A 12,745-nucleotide genomic window follows, 5' to 3' on the forward strand; every position below is an offset into this window, starting at 1 on the left:
TAAGGAAATAGCTCGCATAGAGGGAGAGCAGTAAATGGCAGAGGGCGCAGTCGATAGGAGAACGAGGGAAAGTATAAATGCGTTTCACGTTATGGTCAAACCCACGGGAGCCCTATGCAATCTCGACTGCGCCTACTGCTTTTATTTGCATAAACAGGAGCTTATAAACAGCAGAAACGTTATAAGCGACGAGGTCCTGGAGAGGTTCATCTATGAATACATCAACTCACAGACAGTTCCAGAGATAGTCTTCACCTGGCAGGGAGGGGAGCCCACACTACTTGGAATCGACTTCTTCAAAAAGGTTGTCGATTACGAGAGGCTTTACTGTCCTCCGGGCAAGAAGATTGCCAACGATCTCCAGACAAACGGAACGCTGCTGGATGAAAAGTGGTGCTCGTTTCTCAAAGAACACAACTTTCTCGTTGGAATAAGCATCGACGGCCCGGAGAGACTGCATAACGTCTACAGAAAAAGCAGGAGCGGCGGTCCGACCTTCCAGAAGGTCCTCAATGCTGTAAGACTTTTGCACAAGTACGAGATTCTTTTCAATACCCTGACCGCGGTTAACAGAATAAACGCGAAGTATCCTGGAGAGGTGTATCGCTTTTTGAGGGATACAGCCGGTTCAACCAGAATGCAGTTCATCCCTATAGCAGAACCGAAGGTATTCAAAAGTTCGCCCACTACATTCATTCCCGAAGACAGTATGCCGATTACAGGATCTACTGAAGCCCTGCCAGGTAAGCACGCTTCGCTCGTTGCCGACTGGTCGGTCGTTCCTGAAGACTACGGGAGTTTTCTCAACGGGGTTTTCGATATCTGGTACAGGGAGGATATTGGCAAGGTTTTTGTCTTCCTCTTTGAGTGTGCCCTTGCCCAGTGGCTCGGGATGGAGGCATCGTTGTGCATCTTCTCTGAAACTTGCGGAAAGGCACTTGCGCTGGAGGCCGATGGAAGCCTGTACTCCTGCGATCACTTTGTCTATCCCGAGCACAGGCTCGGAAACATTAAGGACCGGAGGTTGCTCGAAATGGTGACTTTGACATCACAGACTGTCTTCGGGGTTTCGAAAGCTGCCACACTGCCGGAATACTGCAACAAGTGCGAATACCTTTTCGCCTGTCACGGAGAATGCCCGAAGAACAGATTTGTCAAAACGCCAGACGGAGAACCGGGACTGAACTACCTTTGCTCCGGACTGAAAAAATACTTCTCCCATATAGATCCATACATGAAAAAGCTTGCCGAAGAGTATCGGTCGAGAAAGTGAGAGAGTCCGGAACTCATCTTACCGAAGTGTGTTCAGTGATTCAAGTAACTTGTCCAGGACTGAGTTCACCGTGTCTCTTTTCTTCTCCGAAATTGAATTAGCAGTCGGACCATAGCTCTCTCTAAGCACTGCCATGGACTTTTGAAATATCTCTCTTCCCTTTGCTGTTATTGAGACGATGTTTGCCCGCTTGTCTTCAGAGGACTGTTCTCTCGTTATGAGCTGCTTCTTCTCCAGTCCGACACATATCACCATGGTGTTCGTTGTGTCCGTTTCGAGATGTGAGGAGAGCTGCTTCTGGGTCATCTCTCCGCGGCTTGAAAGAACGAGCAGTGCGCCGAACTGTGGGTAGGTAATACCATGAGGTTCCAGGGCAAGCCGTGCATGTCTGCTGAGGTTTATGTGCAACGAAGCAATTTTCTCGAATAGGCTTCCAATCTTGTCATCGAAGATCATCGGACAACCTCAGAAACCTCTTCAGCAGCCTCTTGGTTGCTATAACAAGTCCTAGAGTAGCAAATGCAATCCCTGCAAGAATAATGGAGCTATACGGTGCAAAAGAGCAGACAGAATAGTAGCCGACGCAGTTTGGCTTTGAAGCTTCCCACGGGAAAAGCGTGACAATCGCTGGTACGAGCGGAGAAAGCGCCACAGCCAACAGGATGCGGTTGATCAGTTTTCTCATTTCCTCCGATTCCTCCTTCTCTTCCTTTCACAGGCAGGAAGCGACCCGAGTCTTTCGTGTTTTTCCCGGCATCTGTCGCATATACCGTGGAACTCGCACTTCGTTTCTCTGCATGAGCAGTCATTCATATCAGATTCACCTTCTTCATTCAACACCGATATTAATAATAATCATGATTACGATAATCAGTATTGAATGAGAAACAAAGAGTTTTTTGTGAGACACCAGTCGGTAGATAGACATGACCGCTAGAAGAAAGCACTTGAGGAAATAAGCAGACATGAGAAAACGTGGGCGACCCTTAGTTGAAAGAGTAGAAAAAATGGACTAGAATTTGGTTAAGTATTCACTTAATTGGATTGGAGAAAACATTTTTGTGAATCTCGAAATCAATGTATTGAAGGCACTTGCAGATAATACAAGGTACGAAATTATTAAGCTGCTTCTTCGGAGGGAGTTCTGCGTTAGAGCTCTTTCAAGAAGACTCGGTATTTCCGAGCCAGCCGTCTCTCAGCATCTTAAGGTGCTTCGGAGCGCGCATCTTGTCAAGGGTCATAAGAAAGGATATTTCACCCATTATTCTGTGGACAGAGGAAAGTTGAAGGAGTTGTCGAATCAACTTGCTGAGCTCTGTGAAGAATCTTCAGATACTCTTCTCTCTGACAGCATTGCAATTCTGCAGGAATCGATTAGCGGTAGTTTGGACTCCAGTGGGGAAAGCGATTAGGTTTCTAGGATAAGTCTATAGGGATTTGGTGAAATATACAAGTTTGGGGGGTAATCGCTTTGGGAATTATTGAAGTCTCCGGCCTTTCAAAAAACTACAACGGCTTCACTGCCGTGAAAAGTATCGACTTCTCGGTTGAAAAGGGAGAGGTATTCGGTTTCCTTGGACCTAACGGAGCCGGAAAGACTACTACGATAAACATGCTCACGGGTCTGGCAAGACCCACTTCGGGAAGGATCGATATTGCAGGCAAAGACGGTATCAGAGAGATCAAGAAGGTTCAGAGATTGATCGGGATTGTTCCTGATGAGAGCAACCTTTACGATGATCTTAGCGGCTATGAGAACCTTGTCTTCTGTTCGGCTCTCTATGGGGTTAGAAAGTCTGAAAGAGAAGAAAAGGCGAGGTCTCTGCTGAAGCAGTTTGGTCTTGATGATACAGGAAAGAGACCTTTCAAGGCTTTTTCAAAGGGGATGAAAAGAAAGCTCACGATCGCCGCGGGCTTAATTCACGATCCAGAGATTCTCTTCCTCGATGAACCCACTACAGGTATCGACGTCGAAAGCGCAAGGCAGATAAGGTCTTTGGTAAGAGAACTGAACGACCGGGGAACCACGATCTTTCTGACCACGCATTACATAGAAGAGGCCGAAAGGTTGTGCGATAGGATTGGTTTCATCGTCGGGGGAAGAATTGTAAAGATAGGTACCGTGGCCGACCTGATGAAAGAAGCTCAGAGAGAAAATATTGTTGAATTCACTCTTGGAAGTGATCCCGTTGATCTCAAGAAGCAATTGATTGAAGAGTTCAGCAACGTGACTATAAACCTCCGACCTGGTAACACACTTAGAATAACCTCTTTGGAGCCAATAAAACTGATGCCGTTTATGAGCTTCTTCGGTTCCCGTGGGATTGATGTGTACGAGGCGAAGATAGTCAGACCGTCCCTTGAGGAGGTCTTTGTTAAAGTGACCGGAATAGAGGTTGAGAAGATGAAGACAGAGAAAGAGGGGAAGAAAAAATGAGTGGAGTAGCCTACTGGACAATCCTTATGAAGGATATGAAGAACTACTATTTGAAGCCACCAAACATAAGCTGGGGAATTGTGTTTCCTATCTCATGGACCCTCATGTTCTTTGTGCGATCGGGAAGCGACGTAGAAATAAGAGACATTTTGCCGGGGGTTATGGCTCTCTCCGTTCTCTTTGGGACTACATCGATGCTTGCAGTTACGATAACTTTCGAACGAAAAAGTAGGTCATTTGAACGCTTGCTTCTAGCTCCCATAAGCCTCAAGCTTCTAATGCTTGCAAAAACCACTGGGGCAATACTTTTCGGAATTATCAACGCTTTTGTTCCGGTTCTCTTTGCCCTCTTGATTGTCGACCTATCTGGAATAAACTGGTTCCTGGTTTCAGTTAGTGTGCTGCTAATTGCCGTGACTTCGACCTTTCTTGGTCTTTTCATAGCAGTTTCGGCTAGCGAAGTATTCGAAGCGCAGACGTTTTCTAACTTCTTCCGTTTTCCTATGATGTTTCTTTGTGGTCTCTTCATCCCTATAGAGAATCTGCCGGCGTTTTTGAGACCATTTTCCTTCGTCCTTCCACTGACCTATGGTGCCGATTCTCTTAAACACGCTATAAACAGAAATGGAATCATAGATCCTCTGGCGAGCGTTTTTATATTGCTGGGCTTTGCCGCACTGCTCTTTTTAATAAGTACGCGGAATATTGAGAGAAGATGGATCTACTAGAGTCCAGGGTTAAATGAGTCTGATTTTTCAGTAATCCTTTGGGACCAAGTACAATGTCTTCTTTTCGGTTGAAGCTGCGCCGATTACTCTGTCAAGAGCCTTTCTGAAATTCGACTCTGTTCTTTCCTTTGCCTTTCGCTGCGTATAACAGGTGGTCGGTCTTTTGAATGAAATGAGTCGCATCTTCGCCTGACCAGCTGGAGACACCAGCGCTCATCGTCACCTTAGGATATGTGGTCTTGGCCAGCTCATCCCGGAGACGATCTGCGGTAGAACTTGCCATTTGCAAATCGCTTGAGGGCAAAAGAACAAGAAATTCCTCGCCACCATACCTGAAAACGAAGTCAACCTTTCTTAGAGAAGACCTGATTATGCCCGCCACATTCTTGAGAAGGATGTCCCCCTGCAGGTGACCATAAGTATCGTTGACGTTTTTGAAGTTGTCAAGATCTATCATGATCATGGATAGAGGAGTCCCGTATCTTGTGGCTCTATTTATCTCTCTTTCTATTATGGGGTACATCTTCTTCTGGTTGAGGAGGCCGGTCAATGGATCTATCTCGGCCTGTTTCTCGAGTAGCTCATTTGCCTTCTTGAGTTTGCTGTCGATTTCGAGAAGTTCTTCATATTGCTTTTCGATAGTTGTCTTTGCTTCCTGAAGTTCTAAGTTCTGATTGCTCAGTAACTGTATTTCGTGCATCTTCTGCTGAAATCTGAATGAAGCCGCCAGCTCAGCGGCCCTGGCACTGCAGGTTTCCTTGTAAGTTCTTTGGGACAAGAGGTCAAGTTCCCTGTACGTTTCGAGAGCCAGCCCCTCTTCTCCAAGCTCTTCATGAATCTTAATCTTATTTCTTAGTGCGCCAGGCACTTTCGACATGCTTCCAGACTCTTTCTGATACTCTATATAACTTTCGATTTTTTCCAGAGCCTTTGCATAGTTGCCAGTTCCCATGTAGTACTGAGCCTTAAGAAAATCGAATTCAGCAGACCCTGCAGGATCTTCGATTTCTTTGACTAGAGGTTCGGTTTTCTTGAAGATCGCGGGAACTTCGTCATACCTTTCCGCGCTGATCAGCACTTCGGAGAGATTGAAGTAGCTGTTGCAGAGATCTGCTTTCTTTCGTAGAGAGAGCTTTATTTCTATCGCCTTGTTCAAGCAATCCATGGCTTCTTCAAATCTTTCCAGACCTTTCAGTGCGACGGCTTTATTGTTCTGAAAGTTAGCTACTGCGAGATCATCACCTATTGCTCTAGCGTATTCTAGAGCCTTGTCGGTGTACTCGAGAGATTCTTCAAAACGCTCCATGTAGACATATACGCCACCAATGTTTCCAATCACGTCGTTGACATCGTCGGCCGTTCCGAACTCCTTGAAAAGGTCAACTGCCTTCAATGCATACTCGATAGATGCATCATAATTGCCCACAACGCATGAGTACTTAATCATGTTATGCGTAATGTTTGCCAGCTCGATACATGCCGGGGCTTCAATTCTAGAAAGCTCGGCTTTAACAGTCTCCGATGCGAGAAGAGGCTTGCCCTCTTTGAACATAGTCTGAGAAAGCTCATTCAAAATTTTGAGCTTTTGCCGGAAATCCTTATCGGGGACTTCTGAATAGGCTTTCATAATCTCTTTGATCGATCTCTTCTCGGTCATCATTGCCTCCCACACATCTGCCGTGCAAAATTCTTTGCTCTTCTTCAACGATACAGAAATTAGAAGCGCTTGCAAACAAACAGAGAGTGACTTGAAAATTGTTCGATTGCATAATTTATTACATGATTACACAAGGTTATTTCATATGATTGAAAGCTATGCCACACTCACCAAGCAATTTCATGCCATCGTTTACCGAGGTTTGACGTCGGTGGTCAGAAGTAGGAAGAGCAAGAGAAACTGGTTCGCCGAGAAAAGCCACTTCACGCTTGAGAGTACACGCTGTACGCTGATGAAGACCACGCTGTCCGTCAACGGTCCACCGTCCCCGCCGAGAATCGCGGTTCCTCGTTCCGACGCTACGCGTCCAGGCTCTTCGTTCTTGGAATTAATCTCGAAACAAGTTCGGGATGACAGAGTAAGGGACTTCCAAAAGCCGATGTCGGGGTAGCTTTCTCAATTACAGAAAAACCCTAAACTGATGGCCGATTCTGTTCACGAGACCCCATACCCTGTAATCGAAACCTCGTTCGCGGCGTCATGCTGAACTTGTTTCAGCATCTCTATCCTAAGAACCGCTGTACGCTCATGAAAAGCACGTTGCCCGTCAACGGTCTACCGTCCCCGCCAAGAATACGGGTTCTTCGACGGTACATGTCCGGGTTCTTCGTTCTTGGAACAGATCCCGAAACAAGTTCGGGATGACAGAGTAAGGGACTTCCGAAAGCCGATGTCGGGATGGCTTCCTCAGTTGCAGCAAAACCTTGAATTGTAAGCCAGTTCTGTTCACAAGACCCATACCCTGTAATCGATACCCCGTTCTCGGCGTCATGAACTTGATTCAGAATCTCGCTCTTTCCAGCGTTCAGCGTTTCTTAGCAAGCGGGAAGCGGCTCTTCTCGATGAACGGAGAACCGCTCAACGGTCGACTAGTTTCTCTTGAACTTTCGAACGCCCAGCCACGGTTTCTCCAAAGCCCAGATCCTGAACAGGAGCACTTCACTGACAAAATGAGTTCGTCTGATGAGATTACTTCAATTTGCTTGCTCTTTTTTTGGTTTTTGCCTCCTGGTGTGTAAGCGCCAGCATCGCTTCCCCGGATGACCTTCCGGGCATCACTTCCTCGCGCCAGAGAGCCCACTTCCTGCCGGAGGCAGCATCACTTCTGATCTTGATGCCACCAACCTCCGACCACCAACCGCGGTCTTGCAACTGATTCTTTCCTCTGAAAAGAAGCGTCGATACTGCCTTCTTGAATATGATCCCCACTCTAGTTCTTATCGCTGCTACTCTTAGTGTGTGATAACATCTAAGTGTCCCTCATCATTGTCGGCTTTTCGGGAAGTTCCGTATGAATGGTTTCCAGATGTATAGATAACAGGGGGTTTTTGAAATGGAAAGGTCTGTTGTAAGTCCTTCGGAAAATGCTGAGAGTTTTGTCGAGATAGGTTTTGCGAAAACCAATTTGACTATCGTGAAGGAATTCGTGCTGGGTATTCTGGGCGGTGCATTCATTGCATTTGCGGCGCAGGGGTCCAACGTGGCGATACACACTATCGGTTCAGTGGGACTTTCCAAGACCCTGGCAGGCGCATTATTTGCGACGGGCCTTATGATGGTAGTCGTTTCCGGAGCAGAGCTTTTCACGGGTAACAGTCTTATTGTCATTTCCTGTTTGCAAAAGAAGTCGAAATGGGTTTCTATGTTCAGGAACTGGCTCTTCGTTTACTTAGGAAACTTTGCGGGTTCCTTACTTATAGCTTACTTCGTTCTCCATTCAGGCCAGCTCGGCTTTTCCGAAGGTCTGCTGGGTGGATATACAATCAAGATTGCGGCTTATAAGACGGGTCTTAGTTTCGAAAGCGCATTCTTTATGGGGATTTTGTGCAACTGGCTCGTCTGCATAGCCATATGGATGGCATCCGCATCCAAAGACATAGCCGGCAAGATTCTCGCCATCTTCTTCCCGATATGGCTTTTCATTACCTCAGGCTTTGAACATTCCGTGGCAAACATGTATTATATTCCCGCAGGAATTCTCGCAAAGGCAAATGAAGAATTTGCCAAGGCCGCGATTTCTCTTGGAGTCAGTGCTGAGCAGATCGCCAATCTAAACTGGGGAACTCTCTTCACGAAGAATCTAATACCGGTGACTCTTGGAAACATCGTAGGAGGCGCTTTCTTTGTCGGTACAATCTACTGGTTTGTCTACTTGAAGAAAGGAAAGTCGGCACAATAATGGTGATCCCGGACTGTAAGCTTCAAAGAAAGCGTAAGTATAAATTTGATTTGTTGGAAAAGCGATAAGAAAGGGCAGCGTACTTAATTTAATAGTGAGGTCGACGCCCAGATCCCGAAACAAGTTCGGGATGACAATTTGAGGGACTTCCCAAAACCGCTGTCTGGATAACTACCTCATTTGCAGCAAAACCTTGAATTGGTAAGCCAGTTCTGTTCACAAGGCCCCGATCCTGTAATCGAAACCCCTTTCTCGGCGTCATCTGAACTTGTTTCAGCATCTCTATCCTAAGAATCGCTGTACGCTTAAGAGTAAAAACCCGCTGAGCGCTGTAAAGAGCAACCGTTGGCCCTTCGTCCAAAACCATGAACCCGTCCTTCGAAAGCGCATGAAGAACAGATCCTCTCTCTGGAACGAAGAACAGGTTTTCTTCGGAGAACGGAGAACCATTAAACGGCAGACCAGTTTCATTTGCTTTTCCAACCTCCGACCCCGACGCGGTCTTCAAAAGTGCAGATCCCGAAACAAGTTCGGGATGACAGTTATCGGCTTTTTCGAAGACGTCGCATCCCGTCATTCTGAACTTGATTCAGAATCTCTCGTTTTTTCACTTTGATCAGGAATGAAGAACAGGTTTTCTTCGGAGAACGGAGAACCATTAAACGGCGAACCGGTTTCACTTAGCTCTTTCCAACCACCAACCTGCTACCCCCAGCCACGGTTTCCCGAAGAGCAGATCCCGAAACAAGTTCGGGATGACAGAGTAAGGGACTTCCGAAAGCCGATATCGAGATAACTTCCTCAGTTACAGTGAAACCCTGAATTGGTGAGCCGGTTTTGTTCACGAAACCCCAGACTCGAAACCCGAGCCCCGTTTTGTTAGGTCTTTTTACTGGTGAGTAGCCCAGGGGGATTTCACCCCCAGGCTCTCTCAGAACCGGACTTGAATCTCTCGATTCATCCGGCTCCCATTATCCAGCCGTATAGAATATCCCCATTGTCCAGTGTACAAATAGACGAGGCTCTCTGCGAGCAAGAGTTTCTAGCCATTTACCCGCTTTTGTACGACCTCTCCTTTTCTTGTACTTGTTTCTTACCCACTGAACTAAGGCTTTGTTTAGCTGACTCAGTACTGTATACATCTCAAATCTGCGAAAGTGTCCATAGTAGTTTATCCAACCTCTTATTACCGGGTTGATTCTTTCTGAGAGTTCTTCAATACTCAGGTATGACTTGGTTTGAAGTCTCATTCTCCGGATCTTCTGTCTCATCGCCTTCTTTGCCTGTTCACTCACTGCAGGGGTGAAGCTGTAGAAGATCCTCCCGTTTCTGGCTTTGCAGCTACGGACTCTGAAGGTGTATCCTAGAAAGTCAAAGCTTGTATTTGGATACTCGCCCTTCCTTTTATCGTCTTTGCAGTAGACAATACGGGTCTTCTCTGGATGAAGCTTTAGTTTGCATTCTTCCATTCTTTCTTTGAGACTTTCAAGAAGAAGCCGGGCTTCCTCCAGAGTTCTACAGTGTATCACTCCATCATCTGCGTATCTGGCAAAGGGCTTATCCGGATGAGTTCTCTCCATCCACTTGTCGAAGGCGTAATGCATGAAGAGGTTAGCCAGTACAGGGCTTATTACCCCTCCCTGTGGCGTTCCCTTGCTCCTCTCTTCGACTCTTCCATTCGCTTGCATAAAGGGTGCTTTCAGCCATCTCTCTATGTAGAGTATTAGCCATGGAATCTTCACATGTTTCTTGACTGCCCTCATTAGTAGTTCATGGTCTATGTTGTCGAACAGTCCTTTAATGTCGAATTCCAGTACCCAGTCATACTGCCAGCATCTCTGCCTCGTTACTTCAAGGGCATCTATCGCTGACTTTCCCTCCCTGTATCCGTAGGAGTCCTTATGGAAGTATGGATCTACCAGGGGATTTAGATAGATTTTGGCTACCATCTGGGCTACTCTGTCCCCCACCGTGGGGATTCCCAGTACTCTCTTTCCTCCACTCTTCTTTTCTATCTCTATAGCTTTTACTGGAGGTGGAAAGTAACTGCCCGAGGTCATTCGATTCCAAATCTTGTAGAGATTGTTGTCAAGATCGGCTTCGAACTCTTCCAGGCTTACCTCGTCTATTCCTTCTGCCCCTCTGTTCTCTTTCACTTTCTTGAATGCTTCCAGTACTACTTTCTTGGGGATTTCATACGACCTCATCTTGTCTGTTGGCTCCTTCCTTGTCTCTGTTCACAGTTCCTCCCTTTCGGTTGTCTGCACAGAGTTGGTTGACTAACCTACAAAACTGGATAACACAGTCCCTTCGCTCCACTCCCATTACAGGAGCTTCATCACTACTACGGACTGTTCCGCCCCTGAATCTGGCATCGGTACTTTCACCCTCGTGGGTTCTTCCACTTGCGGCTTTTCCCTTAACATCCAGATCCAGGTTCCCAAGTTCCTAATCGAAGCCTGTACCAGGGTCACGCCACCTATATGCCGGTCACCATCTGGACAGTAAGCAGGTTTCCTCCAGACTTATCCCGGGATAGTTGCACCTCCCGGTTTAGATGACACTAGTAGTTCTTACGACACGTTCACGGTGATTCACTTGTATTCGTCTCCTCTGGTACTCACCTGACGGGATCACTGTCCCGCCTTTTCCCGTAACGTTCACTACCATGGCTCTTTACCACAGCAGCTTACGGCGGTTTGAAGCCTCCACCTGCATGGCGGCTTCGAGGGGCCCTCCCTCATCTTCAATTAAGCATGGCTAGAAGTTTCCTTCTTCGCCTTCTTGGCACACTACAACTTGGAACTTACATCTTGCAACTGATCCTTTGCTCTTTCCAACCCCCAACCCGCAACCCCCGACCACGGTTTTTCAAGAGCTCAGATCCTGAACAAGAGCACTTCAGTGACAAAATAAGTTCGTTCTGATCAGATCACTTTAATTTGCATGCTCTTTTTCTTTGGTTTTTGCCTCCTGGCACGTAAGCGCCAGCATCACTTCCCCGGATGATCTTCCGGGCATCACTTCCTCGCGCCAGCGAGCCTCACTTCCTGCCGGAGGCAGCATCACTTCTAATCTTGATGCCACTAACCTGCTACCCCCAGCCACGGTCTTCGTACGACGACGGCGATATGCTATCATTTTTACACCACATTCAGGGATGGTGAAATGATGTTTGAATGCAGGAGAATAAGCAATCAGAAGGATTATCTTGATCTTATGAAGTTCTCTTTCGGTATTACAGAAAATTGGATGAGGGTCGCTTCGAAACATGCTGGTGAGATCTTCAATAACGATCTAAGGGACCCCTTTGGGGCCTATGACGGTTCTACTCTTGCCGCCGAGTATCTTCTACTTTCTTTGAAGATGCGACTCAGAGATTCCGTCATTCCGATGGGTGGAATCGGCAACGTGTGTACAAGTCCCCTTTACAGGGGTAAGGGCGCAGTCAAATTCCTTCTGCAGAAATCACTCGAGACTATGAGAGAGAAGGGGCAGGCCGTATCTCTGCTCTATCCCTTTAGCAGGAGCTTCTACAGAAAGCTCGGATGGGAGGAGTTTGACACGATGCTCAGGGCGAAGTTCTCCCCAGGTTCTATAGATCTTCCCGATCAGAAGGTCGAAGTGAAGATTGAGGAGATGGAAGATGCCGACGGTGAAATCAGGGAGTTCTACAACGAGTACGCAAGCAGTCACTACAGCATGATCTTGAGAGACGAAGAGATGTGGAAAAGCGATTTCGAGTTTCGAACCGATAACGATGTTTCCAAGAAATTCGTGAAGTTCAAGCGAGAAGGAAGGACTACGGGGATGCTCCGCTACGTCTTTCTCTACGATAAGTTTGACAAGGACAGCGGACTTAAGTTTTTAGTCACGATCTTCCTTGCGGACGATGTCGAAACAAGGCATGCAATGTTCCGTTTCTTGAAAGGTCTTTCTCTTCAAATCGATCAGATCCACGCCTTCCTTCCGCCTGATTTCCTTCTCTGGCCGTATCTAAAGGAAAGGCCGTCCGAGATGAAGATAGTACCCAGGACTATGATCAGAATCGTAGACCTCCAGCTACTAAATGGTCTGAGAATCGATGCTCCGGACATGCGGGTCGGAATCAAAATCGACGACAGTCAGGCATCCTGGAACGACGGAGTTTTCGAACTATGCGTTGAGAATGGAGAACTTAGCTTCTCGCCGAGTGACTCTTTTGATCTTGAGTGTGATATCTCGACCTTGTCTTCAGTTGTTGGCGGCAGCACTAATTTCAAAGAGATGATAGAGTTCGGCAGGGTTAAGGTATCGGACGGCTACAAAGGTCAGGATCTTCCAAAGAGCTTGCCCTTCGAGCTTCAACACTTCTAGTATTATCCTGACACCAATGAATATGCCCCGGCTCGATCCGGGGCATACTTATTCT

The 12,745-nt window shown here is 46.9% G+C and carries 13 protein-coding genes; 6 read left to right on the forward strand and 7 right to left on the reverse strand.

Annotation, left to right across the window (positions count from 1 at the left end; translation table 11 throughout):
- Positions 1-34: 34 nt before the first annotated feature.
- Positions 35-1,273 (forward strand): anaerobic sulfatase maturase, encoded by a 1,239-nt coding sequence (locus tag THEBA_RS08510; RefSeq protein WP_014731244.1) that lies wholly within the window; start codon positions 35-37, stop codon positions 1,271-1,273.
- A gap of 18 nt (positions 1,274-1,291) precedes the next feature.
- On the opposite strand, the gene THEBA_RS13755 is transcribed toward THEBA_RS08510, so the two are convergent.
- Both THEBA_RS13755 and THEBA_RS08520 read right to left on the reverse strand, forming a co-directional pair.
- A complete protein-coding gene (locus tag THEBA_RS13755; RefSeq protein ID WP_014731245.1) occupies positions 1,292-1,729 on the reverse strand; it encodes a MarR family winged helix-turn-helix transcriptional regulator in 438 nt (145 codons plus the stop codon).
- Entirely contained in the window at positions 1,716-1,958 is a 243-nt protein-coding gene (locus THEBA_RS08520; RefSeq protein ID WP_014731246.1) for a hypothetical protein, read from the reverse strand. The genes THEBA_RS13755 and THEBA_RS08520 overlap by 14 nt, the downstream gene beginning before the upstream one ends.
- Before the next feature lie 376 nt (positions 1,959-2,334).
- On the opposite strand from THEBA_RS08520, the gene THEBA_RS08525 reads away from it, so the two are divergent.
- The 3 genes from THEBA_RS08525 to THEBA_RS08535 are packed head-to-tail and all read left to right on the forward strand — an operon-like array spanning position 2,335 to position 4,438.
- Positions 2,335-2,685, forward strand: coding sequence for an ArsR/SmtB family transcription factor (locus tag THEBA_RS08525; RefSeq protein WP_121526376.1), 351 nt, complete (start codon positions 2,335-2,337; stop codon positions 2,683-2,685).
- Between the two features lie 59 nt (positions 2,686-2,744).
- The gene (locus tag THEBA_RS08530) at positions 2,745-3,710 is read left to right on the forward strand and encodes an ABC transporter ATP-binding protein (RefSeq protein WP_014731248.1); all 966 of its coding nucleotides are present in this window, start codon (positions 2,745-2,747) and stop codon (positions 3,708-3,710) included.
- A complete protein-coding gene (locus THEBA_RS08535) occupies positions 3,707-4,438 on the forward strand; it encodes an ABC transporter permease (RefSeq protein ID WP_014731249.1) in 732 nt (243 codons plus the stop codon). Before THEBA_RS08530 ends, THEBA_RS08535 begins: the two co-directional genes overlap by 4 nt.
- Before the next feature lie 91 nt (positions 4,439-4,529).
- Here the strand turns inward: THEBA_RS08535 and THEBA_RS08540 are convergent, their stop codons facing one another.
- Together THEBA_RS08540 and THEBA_RS14700 are read right to left on the reverse strand one after the other, a co-directional pair.
- Complete coding sequence (locus tag THEBA_RS08540) at positions 4,530-6,095, reverse strand: tetratricopeptide repeat-containing diguanylate cyclase (RefSeq protein ID WP_014731250.1); 1,566 nt, start codon at positions 6,093-6,095, stop codon at positions 4,530-4,532.
- 1,029 nt (positions 6,096-7,124) lie between these two features.
- Complete coding sequence (locus tag THEBA_RS14700; RefSeq protein ID WP_041928170.1) at positions 7,125-7,364, reverse strand: hypothetical protein; 240 nt, start codon at positions 7,362-7,364, stop codon at positions 7,125-7,127.
- Between the two features lie 124 nt (positions 7,365-7,488).
- Between THEBA_RS14700 and THEBA_RS08550 the strand changes: the two genes are divergently transcribed.
- Positions 7,489-8,334: a formate/nitrite transporter family protein gene (locus THEBA_RS08550; protein ID WP_014731251.1), complete on the forward strand. Its 846-nt coding sequence runs from the start codon at positions 7,489-7,491 to the stop codon at positions 8,332-8,334.
- Between the two features lie 88 nt (positions 8,335-8,422).
- Here the strand turns inward: THEBA_RS08550 and THEBA_RS08555 are convergent, their stop codons facing one another.
- From THEBA_RS08555 to THEBA_RS08570, 3 genes are all read right to left on the reverse strand, one after another.
- Positions 8,423-8,911 (reverse strand): hypothetical protein, encoded by a 489-nt coding sequence (locus THEBA_RS08555; RefSeq protein WP_014731252.1) that lies wholly within the window; start codon positions 8,909-8,911, stop codon positions 8,423-8,425.
- Positions 8,912-9,305: 394 nt separating this feature from the next.
- Positions 9,306-10,541, reverse strand: a complete 1,236-nt coding sequence (gene ltrA / locus THEBA_RS08565; protein WP_014731253.1) for a group II intron reverse transcriptase/maturase — start codon at positions 10,539-10,541, stop codon at positions 9,306-9,308.
- 730 nt (positions 10,542-11,271) lie between these two features.
- Complete coding sequence (locus tag THEBA_RS08570; protein WP_041928172.1) at positions 11,272-11,421, reverse strand: hypothetical protein; 150 nt, start codon at positions 11,419-11,421, stop codon at positions 11,272-11,274.
- Between the two features lie 84 nt (positions 11,422-11,505).
- Here THEBA_RS08570 and THEBA_RS08575 point away from each other — a divergent pair, with 84 nt between their 5' ends.
- Positions 11,506-12,690: a GNAT family N-acetyltransferase gene (locus tag THEBA_RS08575; protein WP_236609130.1), complete on the forward strand. Its 1,185-nt coding sequence runs from the start codon at positions 11,506-11,508 to the stop codon at positions 12,688-12,690.
- The last annotated feature ends 55 nt before the right edge of the window (positions 12,691-12,745 follow it).

It is taken from the genome of Mesotoga prima MesG1.Ag.4.2, assembly GCF_000147715.2.
GTDB lineage: Bacteria > Thermotogota > Thermotogae > Petrotogales > Kosmotogaceae > Mesotoga > Mesotoga prima.

Bases quoted from the DNA above. Each gene is read 5' to 3' on its own strand.
- ltrA (WP_014731253.1), bottom strand. From the start codon at position 10,541: ATGAGGTCGTATGAAATCCCCAAGAAAGTAGTACTGGAAGCATTCAAG.
- THEBA_RS08510 (WP_014731244.1), top strand. From the start codon at position 35: ATGGCAGAGGGCGCAGTCGATAGGAGAACGAGGGAAAGTATAAATGCG.
- THEBA_RS08575 (WP_236609130.1), top strand. From the start codon at position 11,506: ATGTTTGAATGCAGGAGAATAAGCAATCAGAAGGATTATCTTGATCTT.
- THEBA_RS08540 (WP_014731250.1), bottom strand. From the start codon at position 6,095: ATGACCGAGAAGAGATCGATCAAAGAGATTATGAAAGCCTATTCAGAA.
- THEBA_RS13755 (WP_014731245.1), bottom strand. From the start codon at position 1,729: ATGATCTTCGATGACAAGATTGGAAGCCTATTCGAGAAAATTGCTTCG.
- THEBA_RS08520 (WP_014731246.1), bottom strand. From the start codon at position 1,958: ATGAGAAAACTGATCAACCGCATCCTGTTGGCTGTGGCGCTTTCTCCG.
- THEBA_RS08550 (WP_014731251.1), top strand. From the start codon at position 7,489: ATGGAAAGGTCTGTTGTAAGTCCTTCGGAAAATGCTGAGAGTTTTGTC.
- THEBA_RS08555 (WP_014731252.1), bottom strand. From the start codon at position 8,911: ATGACGGGATGCGACGTCTTCGAAAAAGCCGATAACTGTCATCCCGAA.
- THEBA_RS08535 (WP_014731249.1), top strand. From the start codon at position 3,707: ATGAGTGGAGTAGCCTACTGGACAATCCTTATGAAGGATATGAAGAAC.